General features: G+C 65.1%; 15 protein-coding genes and 2 tRNA genes. 12 read left to right on the forward strand and 5 right to left on the reverse strand.

All coding sequences use genetic code 11. The features are described 5' to 3' along the window. The first annotated feature begins 148 nt into the window (after positions 1 to 148). Both AC1DOX_RS03390 and AC1DOX_RS03395 read left to right on the forward strand, forming a co-directional pair. Entirely contained in the window at positions 149 to 2,851 is a 2,703-nt protein-coding gene (locus AC1DOX_RS03390; RefSeq protein WP_441615073.1) for a PAS domain S-box protein, read from the forward strand. A 138-nt stretch (positions 2,852 to 2,989) separates the two neighbouring features. Next, positions 2,990 to 3,622 carry a response regulator transcription factor gene (locus tag AC1DOX_RS03395; protein WP_092138152.1) on the forward strand — a complete coding sequence of 211 codons (633 nt, stop codon included), beginning with the start codon at positions 2,990 to 2,992 and terminating at the stop codon, positions 3,620 to 3,622. A gap of 96 nt (positions 3,623 to 3,718) precedes the next feature. Here the strand turns inward: AC1DOX_RS03395 and AC1DOX_RS03400 are convergent, their stop codons facing one another. Next, entirely contained in the window at positions 3,719 to 4,417 is a 699-nt protein-coding gene (locus AC1DOX_RS03400; RefSeq protein WP_441615625.1) for a hypothetical protein, read from the reverse strand. A gap of 150 nt (positions 4,418 to 4,567) precedes the next feature. Here AC1DOX_RS03400 and folD point away from each other — a divergent pair, with 150 nt between their 5' ends. The 5 genes from folD to AC1DOX_RS03425 all read left to right on the forward strand — a co-directional run bounded on the left by folD (position 4,568) and on the right by AC1DOX_RS03425 (position 10,778). Further along, positions 4,568 to 5,428: a bifunctional methylenetetrahydrofolate dehydrogenase/methenyltetrahydrofolate cyclohydrolase FolD gene (folD, locus tag AC1DOX_RS03405; RefSeq protein WP_441615075.1), complete on the forward strand. Its 861-nt coding sequence runs from the start codon at positions 4,568 to 4,570 to the stop codon at positions 5,426 to 5,428. Positions 5,429 to 5,544: 116 nt separating this feature from the next. After that, positions 5,545 to 7,632, forward strand: a complete 2,088-nt coding sequence (locus AC1DOX_RS03410) for a M3 family metallopeptidase (RefSeq protein WP_477113986.1) — start codon at positions 5,545 to 5,547, stop codon at positions 7,630 to 7,632. A gap of 39 nt (positions 7,633 to 7,671) precedes the next feature. Further along, entirely contained in the window at positions 7,672 to 8,079 is a 408-nt protein-coding gene (locus tag AC1DOX_RS03415) for a hypothetical protein (RefSeq protein ID WP_441615079.1), read from the forward strand. A 31-nt stretch (positions 8,080 to 8,110) separates the two neighbouring features. Further along, positions 8,111 to 8,908, forward strand: coding sequence for an exodeoxyribonuclease III (xth, locus tag AC1DOX_RS03420; RefSeq protein ID WP_441615081.1), 798 nt, complete (start codon positions 8,111 to 8,113; stop codon positions 8,906 to 8,908). A gap of 4 nt (positions 8,909 to 8,912) precedes the next feature. Further along, on the forward strand, positions 8,913 to 10,778 hold the full coding sequence (locus AC1DOX_RS03425) for a SulP family inorganic anion transporter (protein ID WP_441615083.1): 1,866 nt from the start codon (positions 8,913 to 8,915) through the stop codon (positions 10,776 to 10,778). A 119-nt stretch (positions 10,779 to 10,897) separates the two neighbouring features. On the opposite strand, the gene AC1DOX_RS03430 is transcribed toward AC1DOX_RS03425, so the two are convergent. Further along, positions 10,898 to 11,161 (reverse strand): DUF1488 family protein, encoded by a 264-nt coding sequence (locus AC1DOX_RS03430; protein WP_092138273.1) that lies wholly within the window; start codon positions 11,159 to 11,161, stop codon positions 10,898 to 10,900. Between the two features lie 299 nt (positions 11,162 to 11,460). Between AC1DOX_RS03430 and AC1DOX_RS03435 the strand changes: the two genes are divergently transcribed. Beyond that, positions 11,461 to 11,536 (forward strand) — tRNA-Lys (locus tag AC1DOX_RS03435). A 120-nt stretch (positions 11,537 to 11,656) separates the two neighbouring features. Here AC1DOX_RS03435 and AC1DOX_RS03440 read toward each other — a convergent pair. Both AC1DOX_RS03440 and AC1DOX_RS03445 read right to left on the reverse strand, forming a co-directional pair. Continuing rightward, positions 11,657 to 13,048, reverse strand: a complete 1,392-nt coding sequence (locus AC1DOX_RS03440) for an 8-oxoguanine deaminase (protein ID WP_441615085.1) — start codon at positions 13,046 to 13,048, stop codon at positions 11,657 to 11,659. Positions 13,049 to 13,164: 116 nt separating this feature from the next. Beyond that, entirely contained in the window at positions 13,165 to 14,064 is a 900-nt protein-coding gene (locus tag AC1DOX_RS03445) for a LysR family transcriptional regulator (RefSeq protein WP_441615087.1), read from the reverse strand. A gap of 125 nt (positions 14,065 to 14,189) precedes the next feature. Between AC1DOX_RS03445 and AC1DOX_RS03450 the strand changes: the two genes are divergently transcribed. Then, positions 14,190 to 14,265, forward strand: a tRNA-Lys gene (locus AC1DOX_RS03450). A gap of 6 nt (positions 14,266 to 14,271) precedes the next feature. On the opposite strand, the gene AC1DOX_RS03455 is transcribed toward AC1DOX_RS03450, so the two are convergent. Continuing rightward, a complete protein-coding gene (locus tag AC1DOX_RS03455) occupies positions 14,272 to 14,601 on the reverse strand; it encodes a hypothetical protein (RefSeq protein ID WP_441615089.1) in 330 nt (109 codons plus the stop codon). Between the two features lie 37 nt (positions 14,602 to 14,638). On the opposite strand from AC1DOX_RS03455, the gene AC1DOX_RS03460 reads away from it, so the two are divergent. The 3 genes from AC1DOX_RS03460 (at position 14,639) to AC1DOX_RS03470 (ending at position 17,002) form a co-directional block, all read left to right on the forward strand. Next, a complete protein-coding gene (locus tag AC1DOX_RS03460) occupies positions 14,639 to 15,619 on the forward strand; it encodes a tripartite tricarboxylate transporter substrate binding protein BugE (RefSeq protein ID WP_092138158.1) in 981 nt (326 codons plus the stop codon). Between the two features lie 160 nt (positions 15,620 to 15,779). Then, entirely contained in the window at positions 15,780 to 16,151 is a 372-nt protein-coding gene (locus AC1DOX_RS03465) for a hypothetical protein (protein ID WP_092138274.1), read from the forward strand. Positions 16,152 to 16,480: 329 nt separating this feature from the next. Then, the gene (locus AC1DOX_RS03470; protein ID WP_441615092.1) at positions 16,481 to 17,002 is read left to right on the forward strand and encodes a MarR family transcriptional regulator; all 522 of its coding nucleotides are present in this window, start codon (positions 16,481 to 16,483) and stop codon (positions 17,000 to 17,002) included. The last annotated feature ends 38 nt before the right edge of the window (positions 17,003 to 17,040 follow it).

Here is a 17,040-nt window from a genome sequence, read left to right on the forward strand (position 1 = left end):
GAATATTGTCGCAGCGCACAAGAAAACGATCCGCGACGCCGTTAATGACCCGGAGGACCGCAAGAAAGTGCCTTTCTGTGTAGGCGCTTTCCCCAAGCGACGCACCGCAATAATCCCGATACACTGGCGAGTCAGCCGTCAATCCCCTATGCAGTTTCTCAATCGAATCCTCTCTGGCCTGCGCACGGCCGTCCTCCCGCCCAACGCTTCCGAGGCCGCCAGCCCGGCCGGCGCCGACGCGTCCCATGGCGGCAAGGGCGGGTCGCTGCATGCCGTGGGTCCGCTCGAGGCGCTGCACAGCCACCCCGCCAACGAGGCCGCGCACCATGGGACGCACGCCGTCGCGCAAGGCGCCTCCCACGACGGCCCCCATGACGCGACGCATGACAACGGTCACGACGGCGCGCACGAAGCCGACGGCCCCTTCGCCGCCCCGCCCCGCCGCCTGTGGTGGCTGCGCTGGCGTAACCTGGTGGCCACCAGCTGGTTCATGTTCATCCCGCTCGTGGCCATCGTGCTGTTCACGGTGGCGATGGGCGTCATCCTGTGGTCGCTGCACGAGACCGAACGCCAGCAGCAGCGCGACGCGCTGTACCGCGACGCCGCCTGGGCGCAGCAGCGCGTTCGGCTTTCCTTGCTGAGCAACCAGGACCAGCTTGCCTCGCTGGCGCGCGACATCGCCGCCGCCCAGATGGACCAGGGCGCCTATCGCACCGCCGCTCAGGAAATCCTGCGCGAGAATCCGGAGATCGTCTTTGTCAACTGGCTCGATGCCACCCGGCGTGGCCGCTGGTCCCTGCCGTCCACCTCCGAATTCGCAGGACGCCTGCGTGAAACGGTGGACCAGCCGCTGGAACCCGAGGTGCTGGACACCTTCGACGCCGCCCGCGAGACCCAGCGCGTGGTCTACTCGCGCCCGCTGATGAACGACCGCGGCGACAGCTTCATGCTGATGGAAGTGCCGATCGTGCGCGACAACGAGTTCCTCGGCACGCTGGGCGCCCTCTATTCGATCAACGGCATCCTGACGCACCTGTTGCCGCCGGAGCTGACCGAGCGATACCGCTTTTCGCTGATCGACAAGAACAACCAGACGCGCGCGAGCACGTCGGTACGGCCGGTACCGGGCAACGCGCTGTCCTACGAGGTGCTGCTGGATCCGCCGGGCCACTCGCTGTCACTGCGCGCCGATGCGTACCCGCCGCCATCCAACCTGCCCAACAACATGTTGCTGTGGCTGGTGGTGGGACTGTCCTGCTTCCTGCTCTGGAGCCTGTGGAGCATGTGGCGGCACACCAGCCGCCGCTCCGAGGCGCAGCGCGCCCTGCTGGCCGAGACCTCGTTCCGCCGGGCGATGGAAAACTCGATGCTGATCGGCCTGCGGGCACTGGACCTGAACGGCCGCATCACCTACGTCAATCCGGCGTTCTGCCGCATGACGGGCTGGACCGAGAGCGACCTGGTCGGCCGCGTGCCGCCTTTCCCCTACTGGCCGCCCAACGACCAGCAGGAGATGCAGAAGCAGATCGACCTGACGCTGCAGGGCAAGTCCCCCGCCACCGGCTACGAGATGCGCGTGATGCGGCGCGACGGCAGCAGCTTCTTCGCGCGGATGTACGTCTCGCCGCTGGTGGACAGCCGTGGACGCCATACGGGCTGGATGAGCTCGATGACGGACATCACCGAGCCCAAGCGCGCCCGGGAAGAACTGGCCGCCGCGCACGACCGCTTCACCACCGTGCTGGAAAGCCTGGACGCCGCCGTGTCCGTGCTGGCCACCGACAAGGCGGAGTTGCTGTTCGCCAACCGCTACTACCGCCAGCTCTTCGGCTGGGAGGCGGAAGGCCACCTCAAGCTGGCCGGGGATGACTTCGACAAGGAGCAGATGTCGAGCGACAACACCGACTATGTCGATGCCTACGCCGGCCTGCCCGCGTCCGAATTGATGCCGTATGCGTCCGACGCGCGCGAAGTCTTCGTGCCGGACATGCAGAAATGGTTTGAAGTGCGTCGCCGCTATATCCAGTGGGTGGATGGCCACCTGGCCCAGATGCAGATCGCCACGGACATCACGGTGCGCAAGGCCGCCGAGGAAATGGCGCGCCAGCACGAGGAACGGCTGCAGTTCACCAGCCGCCTGACGACGATGGGCGAGATGGCGTCGTCGCTGGCGCACGAACTCAACCAGCCGCTGGCCGCGATCAACAACTACTGCATGGGTGCCGTGGCCCGCCTGCATTCCGGCCGCAGCACGCCGGAGGACCTGATCCCGGTGCTGGAGAAAACCTCGGCCCAGGCCGTGCGCGCCGGCACCATCATCAGCCGCATCCGCGGCTTCGTGAAGCGCAGCCAGCCCCAGCGGCGCGAGGCCGCGCTGCACGACATCGTCGCCGATGCCGTTGGCCTGGCCGACCTGGAAGCCACGCGCCGCCGCGTCACCATCCTCACCCGCCTGCCGGCACCGCCGATGCTGCTGTATGTGGACCCGGTGCTGATCGAACAGGTACTGGTCAACCTGCTCAAGAATGCCGTCGAGGCGATGGCCGGCCTGCCGGCCATACGCGCCGCCGGCGTGGTGCGACTTCATGCGCGCGTGGAAATGGTCGAGTTCGGCCAATGCGTCTGCATCGACGTCATCGACCAGGGCCCGGGCGTGGACGAGGCCACCAAGGAGCGCCTGTTCGAGCCGTTCTTCAGCACGAAATCCGACGGCATGGGCATGGGCCTGAATATCTGCCGGTCCATCATCGAATCCCACCAGGGCCGCCTGTGGGTCGAAAACAATGTGGACGGGATCGGCTGTACGTTTAAAATCACCCTGCCGCTGCAGCCTGCGCTTTCCGAGCAGTAACGCGGACAGCTCCCGGCGAACCGGACGACCCTCTGCCGCGGGGCATCGGGAGGCCGTCCGAATCATCCGCCGGGGGGTGTTGCGCACCGCCGCAGACGGTTACACTTCGTTGCAAACGACTTTGCCCCAGGAGACTTCATGACCGCAACGCCCAGCCCCACGCCTCATCGTGGCGAGACCGTCTTCATCGTCGACGACGATGAAGCGATGCGCGACTCGCTGACTTGGCTGCTGGAAGGCAATGGCTACCAGGTTCGCAGCTTCAGCAGCGCCGAACAGTTCCTCAGCGCCTACGATGCCGGCCAGGTATCGTGCCTGATTCTTGATGTGCGCATGCCGGGCATGAGCGGCCCCGAGCTGCAGGAGCGCATGATCGCGGAAAACATCGATATTCCGATCGTCTTCATCACCGGCCATGGCGACGTGCCGATGGCGGTGTCGACGATGAAGCTCGGCGCCATCGACTTCATCGAAAAGCCGTTCGACGAATCGGAGCTGCGCGCGCTGGTGGAACGCATGCTGCAGAAGGCCCGCACGGACCATTCGGCCGCTCGTGAACAGCGCGCCGCCAAGGACCTGCTGGGCAAGCTGACCACGCGTGAACAACAGGTGCTGGAACGTATCGTGGCCGGCCGCCTGAACAAGCAGATCGCCGACGATCTGGGCATTTCCATCAAGACCGTGGAGGCGCACCGCGCCAACATCATGGAGAAGCTCAACGTCAACACCGTGGCCGACCTGCTCCGCCTGGCGCTGTCGCGCAACAGCTAAACCCGTCAACGGGCCGCTGTCATGGCGGCTCTGTCTTGACCGTTGCCATTGGCGTGCTCGCCAATGGCAACCCGGCCCCCGCCTCGTCCCTCCCCGCTACTTGCCCGTCAAATATTCGTCGTCGCGGAATGACACGATCCATTGTGGATTATGGGCCACAAAAACCGCCACAAGCATCCCCGTCAGGAAGGCCTCGCCGAACGCGATGACCAGTAGACCTGTCAGCGTATCTGCCAGGCTCAGCGCCCCGCCCCCACCGCCTGCGATCTCATATCGCCACAGCGCCTGCAAGGCACCCGCGCCCAGCGCGGCCAGTCCGGCCGCGAAGTACCCGTGTCCGAGGATGAAGATAAATGGATGCCGTGGCAGCAGGTGTCGCATCGCGCCCTGCAGCACGGCCGAGAGCAGCGCAGGCAGCATTCCCAGCCAGACAAAGCGCGGCCAGAATGTCGACCACTCGACCTGCGCCCAACCCTGCCCGGCGAGGTACGCCAGACCAAGCAGCGAGATCCCGTCGACGATCAGCATCGACACCAGCGCCAGCGGCAAGCCGAACAACGTGACGGCCAGCGTGGCACCCATGAGCTGAATGACCAGTCCCCCGGTCAGTGTGGCGCGAGCCGTCCAGAGCAACGCCAGCAGCACCAGCCCGCCAAGCCAGGCGTGCTGGAGGGCGTCGCGGCGTAACAGTTGCCACGGCCGGCGCGTCAGCGCCCAAGCGAGCGACAACACCGAGAGGGCCGGCAGGCCCCACGCCATCAACATATCCGGAAAAGACGAATTGGCCGTGTGCATGCGGCGCATGCTAGCAGCCTGCCCACCGCGCACGCTTACGGCCGATCAAGGCGCTGCCGAACGCCTGCGACCCTTTATAATCCGGCTTTGCACGCGACGCCGCCCCCGGCGCCCGCCCCGTTCCAGAAAGCCTCTCCAGCCCGTATTCCCATGTCCGCCCAACTGATCGACGGCAACGCGCTTGCCAAACAAATCCGTACCGAAGCCGCCCAGCGCGCCGCCCGCCTGACCGAAAAAGGTCACCAGCCCGGCCTGGCCGTGGTGCTGGTGGGCGAGGACCCCGCCAGCCAGGTCTACGTGCGCAACAAGGTCAAGGCCTGCGAGGACAACGGTTTCCATTCGTCGCTGGACCGCTACCCGGCCGACCTCTCCGAGGCCGACCTGCTGGCCCGGATCGACGCCCTGAACAAGGACGCCCGGATCCACGGCATCCTGGTGCAACTGCCCCTGCCCAAGCATATCGACAGCCACAAGGTGCTGGAAGCCATCGCCCCGGAAAAGGACGTGGACGGGTTCCACGTGGCCAATGCCGGCGCGCTGATGACCGGTGCCCCGCTGTTCCGCCCCTGCACGCCGTATGGCTGCATGAAAATGCTGGAATCGATCCAGTACCCGCTGCGCGGCGCCCGTGCGGTGGTGGTGGGTGCGTCGAACATCGTCGGCAAGCCGATGGCGATGCTGCTGCTGCAGGCCGGCGCCACGGTGACCATCTGCAACAGCAAGACGCGCGACCTGGCCGCCCACACGCGCGAGGCCGACGTGGTCGTGGCCGCGGTGGGCCGCCGCAACATCATTACCGCTAACATGGTCAAGCCCGGCGCCGTGGTGATCGACGTCGGCATGAACCGCGACGACGCCGGCAAGCTGTGCGGCGACGTGGACTTTGCCGGCGTGCGTGAAGTGGCGGGCCATATCACCCCGGTGCCCGGCGGCGTGGGTCCGATGACCATCACGATGCTGCTGATCAACACGCTGGAAGCCGCCGAGCGCGAGGCGGGCATCGCCGCCTGAACGGGCATGCCCGGCGCCCAATGGCGCCGATAGGAAAGCCGTACTGGATATTTCGTCGCAGAGGCCTCATCTTGCAGACATCGAGCCAGATCGAGGCCAGCCAACCGAGAACCGCCATGACCGTGACCAACGACCGCGACAACAATCCGCTGCTGGATTTTTCCGACCTCCCGCGCTTTGCGGAGATCCGGCCCGAGCACATCGCCCCGGCCCTGGACGTGCTGCTGGCCGATGCACAGGCCGCCGTCGACCGTACCGAGGATCCCGCCACGCCGGCCACCTGGGCCAGCGCGGTGGAAGCGCTGGAAACCGCCACCGAACCGCTGGGCCGTGCCTGGGGCGTGGTGGGCCACCTGAGTGCCGTGGCCGATACGCCGGAATTGCGCAAGGCCCATACGGACAACCTGCCGCGCATGACCGAGTTCTGGTCGTCGCTGGGTCAGAGCCTGGCGCTGTATGAAAAATACAAGGCCGTGGCCGCCGGTCCGGAATTCGCCGGCCTCTCGCCTGCGCGCAAGCAGTTGCTGGAAAACGAGCTGCGCGGCTTCCGCCTGGGCGGCGCGGAGCTGCCTGAGGACCAGAAGCCCCGCTTCGCCGAGATTCAGGAGCAACAAGCGCAACTGTCGAAGGCATTCTCCGATCACGTGCTGGACGCTACCAACGCCTACGGCCTGATCATCGAGGACGAATCGCGCCTGTCCGGCATTCCGGCGGATGCGAAGGAAGCCGCCGCGCTGGCCGCCCAGAAGGACGGCAAGACCGGCTGGAAATTTACGCTGCATTTTCCGTCGTACTTCCCCGTGCTGCAGTACGCCGATGACCGCGCGCTGCGCCAGACCATGTATGAGGCAAGCGTCACGCGCGCGTCCGAGCTGGGCCAGCAGTATGGCAACGGCCAGGCCGACTGGGACAACACCGCCAACATGCGCGAACAGCTGACGCTGCGCCGCGAGGAAGCCCGGATGCTGGGCTACAACAACTTCGGCGAAGTCTCGCTCGTGCCGAAGATGGCCGAGTCCCCCGCCGAAGTCCTGAAGTTCCTCGACGAGCTGGCGGATCGCGCCCGGCCCTACGCGGAAAAGGACTGGGCTGAACTGCGCAAGTTCGCCGCCGACGAACTCGGCCTGTCCGAGCTGAAACCGTGGGACGTGGCCTATGCCTCCGAGAAGCTGCGCCAGCGGCGTTATTCGTTCTCGGACGACGAGGTCAAGCAGTACCTGCAGGAGCCCAAGGTCCTGGAAGGCCTGTTCGGCGTGGTCGAAAAGCTGTTTTCCGTCCGCATCCTTCCGGACGAGGCGCAGACGTGGCACAAGGACGTGCGCTTCTATCGCGTGGTGTCGCCGCAAGGCGCACTGCTGGCGCAGTTCTACTTCGACCTCTACGCACGCGAAGGCAAGCGAGGCGGCGCCTGGATGGACGACGCCCGCGGCCGCAAGGAACGCGGCGATGGCACCGTGCAAACGCCGGTGGCCTATCTGACCTGCAATTTCACTGCACCCGTGGGCGGCAGGCCCGCGCTGTTCACGCACGACGAAGTCATCACGCTGTTCCATGAGTTTGGCCACGGTCTGCATCACATGCTGACGCAGGTGGGAGACCTCGGCGTGTCCGGCATCAACGGCGTCGAATGGGATGCGGTGGAGCTGCCGTCGCAGTTCATGGAAAACTTCTGCTGGGAATACGAGGTGCTGGCGGAAATGACCGCCCACGTGGACACCGGCCTGCCGCTGCCGCGCGCGCTGTTCGACCGCATGCTGGCCGCCAGGAATTTCCAGAACGGCATGATGACGCTGCGCCAGATCGTGTATTCGTCGTTCGACATGCACCTGCACACCGACTACGAGCCGCAAGGCCAGACGTCCGTGCTGGAGCTGTCGCGCGAGATCAACGACCGCAAGCACGTCGTGCCGCAGTCGCCGCTGTCGCGCTGGCCGAATACGTTCAGCCACGTCTTTGCGGGGGGTTACGCGGCCGGCTACTACAGCTACAAGTGGGCCGAGGTGCTGTCCGCCGATGTCTACGCCGCGTTCGAGGAAGCCAGCCAGCTTTCCGGCAGCGTCCTCGACAGCGAAACCGGCGAGCGCTATCGCCGCGAGATCCTGTCGGTGGGTGGCAGCCGCCCGGCGATGGAATCGTTCGTGGCCTTCCGGGGCCGCGCGCCACAGATCGACGCCTTGCTGCGGCACGGAGGCATGGCGGCCTAAGCAGAGTCACCGTCAGCCAACATCCCCGGCGCCCGGCTCATGAACATTCCTTTCCCGATCCGCAAGGAGTGTCCGCCGGGTGCCTGCGTCTGCAATCGCGAGGCGCTGCTGGAAAATCCGAACGCCGACCTCCGCATCCTCCAGCTGACCCAGCAGGAGGAGAAGAAGCTGATCGACCGGCTGGAGCAGGTAACGACCCTGGCGGAGCTCAGGCGGATGGAGGATCGCATGCAGGCGTTGCTGGGCATCGTGATCACGATTACGCCCAGTGCCAACGAAGTCCGCACCACGCGCGGCTTCCGCATCGAACTGGCCGACCAGCCGGGGCTTTGCCGCAAGACCCGGCAGGCCATTCCGGCGGCGATCCGGCGCAGCATGGAATCCCACCCGGAAATCGCGTATGAGATCCTCGACCAACGGGATCTGCTGGGCGGCTCGCCCCCGTGAACAAGACCGACAAACAGCGACTGAATAGAACATGAGAATCGCAAGCTGGAACGTCAACTCCCTGAAAGTCCGCCTGCCGCAAGTGCTGCAATGGCTGTCCGCGCAGGACGCCGCGGGCACGCCTGTCGACGCCTTGTGCCTGCAGGAACTGAAGCTTCCTGACGACAAATACCCGCTGGCCGAACTGGAGGCCGCCGGCTTCCACAGCGTCTTTACCGGGCAGAAGACCTACAACGGCGTGGCGATCGTCGCGCGGAACGGCGCCATGCCGGCTGCCGCCGATGTGGTCCGCAATATTCCCGGCTACGAGGACGCCCAGCAGCGCGTGATCGCGGCCACCTATGGCGATGTGCGCCTGATCAGCGCCTACTTTCCCAACGGGCAATCGCTCGATTCGGACAAGTTCGTCTACAAGCTCGACTGGCTGCAGGCCATGACCAGGTGGCTGCGCGAGGAAATGGCGCGCTACCCGAAGCTTGCGCTGCTCGGCGACTTCAACATCGCCCCGGAGGACCGCGATGTCCACGATCCGGCCAAGTGGGTCGGCCAGAACCTGGTGTCGCCGCAGGAACGCGACGCCTTCAAGGCACTGATCGACCTAGGCCTGATCGATTCCTTCCGCATGTTCGACCAGCCCGAGAAAATGTTCTCGTGGTGGGACTACCGGATGATGGGCTTCCGCCGCAACGCCGGCCTGCGCATCGACCACATCCTGCTATCGGCCGAACTGGCGAAGCGGTGCAGCACGTGCGGCATCGACAAGGAGCCGCGCCGCTGGGAGCAGCCGTCCGACCATACGCCTGTGGTGGCAACGCTCGCTCTCGACTGAGCCGATGACCGCGACCGCCACCTCGCCGGATTCCCGCAATCGCCTGAGTCGCCTGTTTCCCTGGCGCAGCCGGGTCACGCCGGCCACGCTGCGCACCGATCTGATTGCCGGCCTGCTCGGCGCCGTGCTGGTACTGCCGCAGGGCGTGGCGTTTGCCACATTGGCCGGACTGCCGCCGCAATACGGCATCTATACAGCGGTCATTCCCTGCATCGTCGCGGCCCTCTTCGGATCGAGCTGGCATGTGATGTCCGGGCCGACCAATGCCAACTCGCTGGCATTGTTTGCCATGCTGAGTCCGGTCGCATTTGCGGGTAGTCCGGCCTATATCGCGCTGGCGCTGGCAGTGACGATGCTGGTGGGGGTATTGCAACTGGCTGTGGGCGCACTGCGACTGGGATCGCTGGCCAACTTCATTTCACCGTCGGTGTTGCTGGGGTTTACTTGCGGCGCGGCGACGCTGATCGGGCTCTACGCGCTGAAGGATCTGTTCGGGCTGGCCGTGCCGACCGGCACCAGCGCTTTCGGCGTGGTGCGCTTCCTCTTCGATAATTTTCAGACCGTCAACGGGAGCGCAGTGATCGTCGGTGCGGTCACGCTGGCCGTGACGCTGGTGTCCCGCCGGTTTTCGCGCCGGCTGCCGTTCATGCTGATCGGCCTGCTGGCCGGCTATGGCGTGGCACTAGTGCTGAACACTTCCGGCTGGGCGGGTGCGCAGCATGTGAATGTGGTCGGCCCGATTCCCTCGGCCATCCCGCCTTTCGGCGTGCCGGACATCAACTGGCGCACCGTCCCGGACCTGCTCGGCATTGCCGCGGCGCTGACGATCGTTGCACTGGGACAATCGATCTCGATCGCCAAGGCGGTGGCGCTCCGTTCCGGCCAACATATCGACGCCAATCGCGAGTTCATCGGCCAGGGTCTGTCCAACATCGCCGGCGGCTTGTTCTCGAGCTATATCTCGTGCGGGTCGCTGAATCGCTCGATGCCCAACTTCGAGGCCGGCGCGCAAACCCCGCTGGCGAGTGTGTTCTCCGCGCTGCTGCTGGTCGTACTGGTCACGGTCAGCGCGCCGTTGCTGGCGCAAATTCCGATGGCGGCCATCGCCGCCATGCTCATGCTCGTCGCCTGGGGATTGTTTGACTTCGCCCGCTTGCACCGCATCGCGCGGCTTTCGCGCACGGAGTTCGCCATCGCCGTGGGCACTTTCATCGCCACACTAGCGATCCGGCTGGAGATGGCGGTGCTGCTCGGCACAATCCTGTCCCTCGTCGCCTATCTCTATCGCACCTCTCGCCCGGCCGTGCGCAGCCTGGTCCCGGACGCCGACGATCCGGGCCGCCGATTCACGCCGCTGGACGAACTGCGCCGACCGCAACCGGAATGCCCGCAGCTGAAACTGCTGCGCATGGAAGGCGCGATCTACTTCGGCGCCGTCCAGTACGTGACGGACCGGCTGCACTGGCTTCGCACCGTCAACGCCAACCAGAAACACCTGCTGGCGATGACCAAGAGCATGAACTTCATCGACCTGGCCGGCGCCGAGATGTGGGACGCCGAACTCGCCGAACGGCGTGCGACCGGCGGCGGCCTCTACTTCCACCGCCCGCGCACGCAAGTGCTGGAGACCTGGGAGCAAACCGGTTTCACGGAGAAGCTCGGCCGCGACCACATCTTCCCGACCAAGCGGCAAGCACTGCACACGATCATCGCGACGCTGTCGCCCGAAATCTGCGCCCAGTGTCACGTGCGCATCTTCGAGGAATGCGCACGGCGGCCGGGGGGCGCACAGGCGCTCATGCCAGACACGCCGGAGACCCAGGACACACCCGAGACGCGGGACACGCCAGACACGACTCGGGCTGCCTGACTACGGCAACCGTCGAACACCAAAACGCCGAAAGAGAGAAAACGGGTAGGACAGATACGCGCCGGCCGATCCGCGGGGAGCCCGGACCGAAGCCGGCGGCGGAGGGTTGTTCTCGTCGCTCAGACTGGCGCCACGTGGGCGCGCTTGACGACGACCGGCTGGGGTACGCCCTGCTCGATCAGTACCACCGCCGCGCGTTCGATCGTCTCGCGGCCTGCGCGAAACGCTTCTTCGAGCGACAGCACCTGGTCGGCACTGAAGCCTTCCCACAGCGCCTCACGCGTGACCACGCATGTCACTTGTTCACCATCGACAATCGCGTGGAACAGCAGGCCCTCATTATTGATGTCGTAGCGCTCTTGCTCTTGGAATTTGATTTCCATCATCACAGCCCTCCATATGCAAGTGGAGAAGCATCCTAACATGGCTCGGCGGAAATCGTCTTCGTTCCCCTGCATGCCGCCATGCGAATGCGATTCGTCTGAATGACCCGCTGGACACGACACAAGTTCCTCGCCACATGGGTCTTCCGGAGCATCGTCGCAAGCATGTATGTCAGGGTCGTGAGCGTCGCTTCGAAACGGCTCGCGCACCGACGCGGTGCCACGCACGCGCTCATTGCGAAACACTGCGCCAAGCGTTTGACAAAGTCGAAAATGATGATAGAATCTCGTTCTTCGTTGGGGCGTTAGCTCAGTTGGTAGAGCAGCGGACTCTTAATCCGTAGGTCGAGTGTTCGAGTCACTCACGCCCCACCAGCGAATTCAGAAAAGGCCGGAAACAGCAATGTTTCCGGCCTTTTTGCATTCCGGGCTTCACGGGGCGATTCGCTTTTCGGGGCGACCCCCTCCGCCACCCCGATTCATGTGCCGCACACATCAAACCCCGGCATCGCGCGCGCGCTCGAACAGCGTACGCGCCAGGCGACGATGATCGCCCAGCACTTGCGGCAGGTCGGCCGTCAGCAACTGGCCATCGCGTACGACAACACGGCCATTGATGATGCTGGTCGACACATTGGCCGGCGTGCAGAACACCAGCGCCGCCACCAGGTCGTGGCCAGCGCCCGCGAAGCCGACCCCGGACATGTCGAAGGCGACGACATCGGCCGACATGCCCGGCGCCAGCGCGCCGATGTCATCACGATTCAGCACGCGCGCGCCACCCAGCGTGGCGATCTCCAGTGCCTCCCGCGCGCTCATCGCGGCCGGGCCGTGACCCACCCGCTGTAGCAGCATGGCCTGGCGTGCCTCGCCCAGCATGTGCGCGCCGTCGTTCGACGCGCTGCCGTCCACACCCAGCCCCACTGGCACGCCCGCGTCGCGCATCTTCCGGATCGGCGCGATGCCCGACGCCAGCCGCATGTTCGAGCACGGGCAGTGCGCCACGCCCGTGCCGGTGCGCGCGAACAACGCCACGCCTTCGTCGTCCAGCTTCACGCAGTGCGCATGCCAGACATCGTGGCCGACCCAGCCGAGCTCCTCGGCATACTGCGCCGGCGTCAGGCCGAACTTTTCTCGCGAGTAAGCGATGTCGCTGTCGTTCTCCGCCAGGTGCGTATGAAGCGACACGCCAAAGTGGCGCGCCATGGTCGCCGATTCGCGCATCAGGTCGCGCGAAACAGAGAACGGCGAGCAAGGCGCCAGCACCATGCGCAGCATCGAATGACGCGAGGCATCGTGGTACTGCTCGACCAGACGCTGGCTGTCGCGCAGGATGGCCGCCTCCGATTCAACCACCACGTCCGGCGGCAATCCACCCTGACTGCGGCCGACGCTCATGGACCCGCGAGCCGCGTGAAAGCGCATGCCCATCTGCCGCGCGGCATCGATCGAATCGTCCAGGCGCGAGCCGTTCGGGTACAGGTACAGGTGATCGCTGGTCGTCGTGCAGCCGGACAGCATCAGCTCGGCCATGGCCGTCTGCGTGGAGACGCGAATCATCTCCGGCGTCAGGTGCGACCACAGCATGTACAGGTTGGTCAGCCACGAGAATAGTTCGGCATCCTGCGCGGCAGGCACGGCCCGCGTCAGGCTCTGGTACATGTGGTGATGCGTATTGACGAGCCCCGGCATGACCACGTGGCCATGCATGTCGATCACCTGGGCGCGACCATCGTCCGCCAGTTGGCGATACCTGGCCGGCAGGTCGGCAGCCGGGCCGACCCATTCGATGGCAGGGCCGTCCGCGACAAGCGCACCATCGGCGATTTCGCGACGGTGGGCATCCATGGTGACCAGGACGTCAGCGTGCTGGAGGATCAGGGGCATGGCGGGCCGTGTGCAGTCGTTGTGAACACGCGGAGTCTACGTGTGGAAAACGACGGCGCCCAAGCACAGATTTTCGCCCTGGGTGTCCACAAATAGTGGACAAACCCCGTGCGCGGCTAGCGGAACAGACCGGCCAGCGCGCCGGCAACGGCGTCCGCCATCAACTCGCCGGCCGCAGTCAGCGGGCCGCGCACGCGCGCCACCAGACGCAGGGTCTGCCGCTGCAGATCGCCATCGCGCAGTGGCACGAACACCACCGCGCCACGCGCGCGCTCTTCCATGACATCCAACGGGTTGAGCAACGCGATGCCGCTGCCGGCCGCGACGAGCCGCTGGATCAACACCACGGACGTCGATTCCACCGCAGGCGCTACCTCGATCGACTGCCGCGCGAAGGCATCGTCCACCAGGGCCCGGATCGACAGCGATGGCGCGGGCAGGATCAACGGGTAGCCCGCACACTCGGCCAGCAAGGCCGACGACTGCGCGGCCAGCGGATGGCCCGGCGCCACGACCGCGCCGATCGACCACTCCCGGCGGGCGACCACACGAAAGGCCGCCACCTCCGGGAGGTCATAACCGAGGCCGAGGTCGGCATCGCCCTGCTCCACCGCCGCAACGATGCCAGAGACCGGCAGATCCGCCACGCGCACGACGATACCCGGATGATGCTGGCGGAAATCGTGCACCAGTGACGGCATCAGCGAGCCCGCCAGCCCTGAGGTCGTCGCCACCGTCACCATCCCGCGCCGCGCGCCCTTGATCTCCGCGATGCGGGCGGAAAGCGCGTCATGCTCGCGCAACGTCTGCCGCACATGAGCCAGCACCATTTCGCCCAGCGGCGTCAGGTGCAATCGCTTGCGGATCCGGTCGAACAGGGGCGCGCCGAGTTCGGCTTCCAGGTCCAGGATCTGCCGGTTGATGGCAGTCGGCGCCACATGCAGGTGCTCCGCGGCACGGCGGATGGATCCGCGACGTACCACCTCGTCGAGATAGCGGAGAACGCGAGCGTGCATGGGATAGCTGGCAACGCCAGAATCGAAAGTGGGCGCATTGTAATCCGCATGCGAATGTCGCGAGAAAAAGTGCGCACAGGGGCTTGCGTCTCATTCGGTACCTTGCTAGAATTTCGATCTTCGTTGGGGCGTTAGCTCAGTTGGTAGAGCAGCGGACTCTTAATCCGTAGGTCGAGTGTTCGAGTCACTCACGCCCCACCATCGAATTCAGAAAAGGCCGGAAACAGCAATGTTTCCGGCCTTTTTGTTTTCCGAAGTTTTTCGAACGTTTTCCCGAACGATCTTGTAGCCTTGCGGGATGCCGGTTGCTCGCGCGATTTTGCTTCTGCGCTTCCAACGGCGCATTCCTGTGCCGTGCCCGCCGCCCGCACGCTGCCCCGGGGCACGAATCGAAGCCTTCCACGTCTCGATCCCCGGGTTTCCCCGGGTTCTTCCCAATTCCGCCCCGCCAGCTTTCACGGTTGAATGCCTGTCGACGCACACCACGGAACGACGTTCCGTATCGCGGAACCAAGAGTCGATGATCGGCCATGACACCCCTTGGCGCTCACCGAATACAACACGGAGGCATCTCTTGAAAGCAGTCCTGAAAGCGGGCGCGGCAGCCGCCCTTGCCATGCTCGGCCTGGCGCAAGCTGGCATCGTCCACGCCCAGTCGTACCCCAACAAGCCGATCCGCCTGATCGTCCCGTTTGCCGCAGGCGGCACGACGGATATCGTCGGACGCGCGGTATCCGATGCGCTGGGCCGTGAACTGGGTCAGCCCGTCGTGGTGGAAAACCGAGGCGGCGGCGGCGGCGCCATTGGTGCCGATGCACTCGCCAAGTCCGCGCCGGACGGCTATACGCTGGGCATCGCCACCGTGAGCACGATGGCCACCAACCCTGCCACCAACGCCAAGAACCCGTACGATCCGATCAAGGACTTCGCGCCGATCACCAACCTGGTGAACGTGCCGAACGTGCTGACCGTGAATCCGAAGGTGCCGGCCAAGAACCTCAAGGAATTCATCGCGCTGCTCAAGGCCAATCCTGGCAAATACAGCTACGCGTCAGCCGGCAAGGGCAGCATCTCCCATCTGGATGGCGAACTGTTCAAGGACATCACCAAGGCCGACATGGTCCACATTCCGTATCGTGGATCGGGCCCCGCGCTGAACGACACATTGGCTGGCCAGGTCAATGCCCAGTTCGACAACCTGCCCTCGTCGATGCCCTTCATCCAGACCGGCAAGCTGCGTGCACTGGCGGTCGCCGCGCCCAAGCGCGTGGAAGGCCTGCCTGACGTGCCGACCTTTGCCGAGGAAGGCATGAAGGACATGAACAACATGGCCTGGTACGGCCTGGTGGCCCCGGCCGGCACGCCGCCCGCGATCGTCGCCAAGGTTCATGACGCCGCCGTGAAGGCGCTGCAGGACCCCGCGGTGAAGAAGCGCCTGCATGACAGCGGCGCGTACCCGGACGGCAACACGTCGCAGCAGTACGCCGCCCAGATCAAGCGCGAACTCGACCTGCGCAAGAAGATCGCCACGGATCAGAAAATCACGCTGGAGTAAGCGTCGCCAGCCTCGCATGGATTGTGGCTGCCCCGCCGCCTGAACTTTGTATCTACAACTTTCCCTAGGCGGGCCGCCGCGAACCCCGGTACAGTACTGAGGAAGTCATTTTTCCCATGGTCCGCGTCTGCCGACGCGGACACTACCTGCGAGGATGAAGATGCTGAAGAAGACCGTACCGACCCTGATCGTTGCCGCGCTGGCAGCCTTGGGCACCGTGCAACTGGCACACGCGCAGAAGAACTACACGGACGGCGGCGACCTCTACAGTGGCAGCCACACCAAGAAAGCCAGCCCGCATTCCAACGCAGCCAAGTCCGGCAAATTCGATCCGTACACCGACGGCGCCAAGAAGTCGACGCGCTCGGACCTGGCCCCTGGCAAGAAGGTCGATCCGTACACGGACGGCGCAAAGGTTGGCAAGGTGGATCCGAATACGGATGGCGCCAAGTCCGGCAAGTTCGACACGTACACCGACGGTGCCAAGGCTGGCAAGGCCGATCCCTATACCGACGGCGCCAAGAAGCAGTAAGCAGCCCCGTCTGACGGCACCGCAGCCCGCGTATCCCGCGGGCTGTTTTGTTTTGTACTCGATACATTTCCCCCGAAAGAACATCACGATGTGATGCTCGCACTGCACGGCACGCCGCGCGATACGGCGCTGACGGCGCCTAGTTCAAAAGGATGATTAGGACATACCCGATCTGTCACGCAAATGTCCTGACATTACTGTTAGTGTCTCGCCTTATCAGAAGCGACCCGCCCGTGTTGAGAGGCAGGCGCCTGTGCCGCCCGGGCCGGCCAAGCACCGGCAAGAGAAATACCTCAGGCGGCAAAATCCTTTTTTGGGAGACCTGAGCGATGCAGTCCACAGCACACGAAGTCAATGAACCTGTAGTGCTCGCCCTTGTCGACGCCGTTACCGCGTGGCAAGGCGCCCTTGAACAGACCCTGTCCGTATCGGGCCTGACCTATCCGAAATGGCTGTTGTTGCGCGCAATCCGCCAGGATGTATTCCGGCGCGGAAAGCCGTGCGAGACAGCCATCTTCCTGGATGTGCCGCATACCGAGCGATTGCTGCGCGAATTGAGCGATGCCGGCTGGCTCGAATTTGCCGCCGACGGCACGCCGCGCCTTGCCGCTACCGCGGTATCGCGCATGGAACGTGCCGCGCAGGCCGTCAAGGCATTGCACTCGGTGTCGGTCGGCCATCTGAGCAGCGGGGAGCGCTCCGCGCTCTCCAGCCTGCTCAATCGCATGACTGGCACGCTGCGAGACCACGCCGAACGCCACAGCCGCCACGCGGCGTGGGAGCGTTCCGAGTTATCCGTAGTCGTCCCGCCCGACGTCAGCCGCGCCGCGCGGCAGGCCATCGCCGCGTAGACTTCCCCGCTTCCGCCGACATGACGCCCCGCACCACG

The sequence above is a fragment of the Cupriavidus sp. 01L415 genome, from assembly GCF_056400065.1.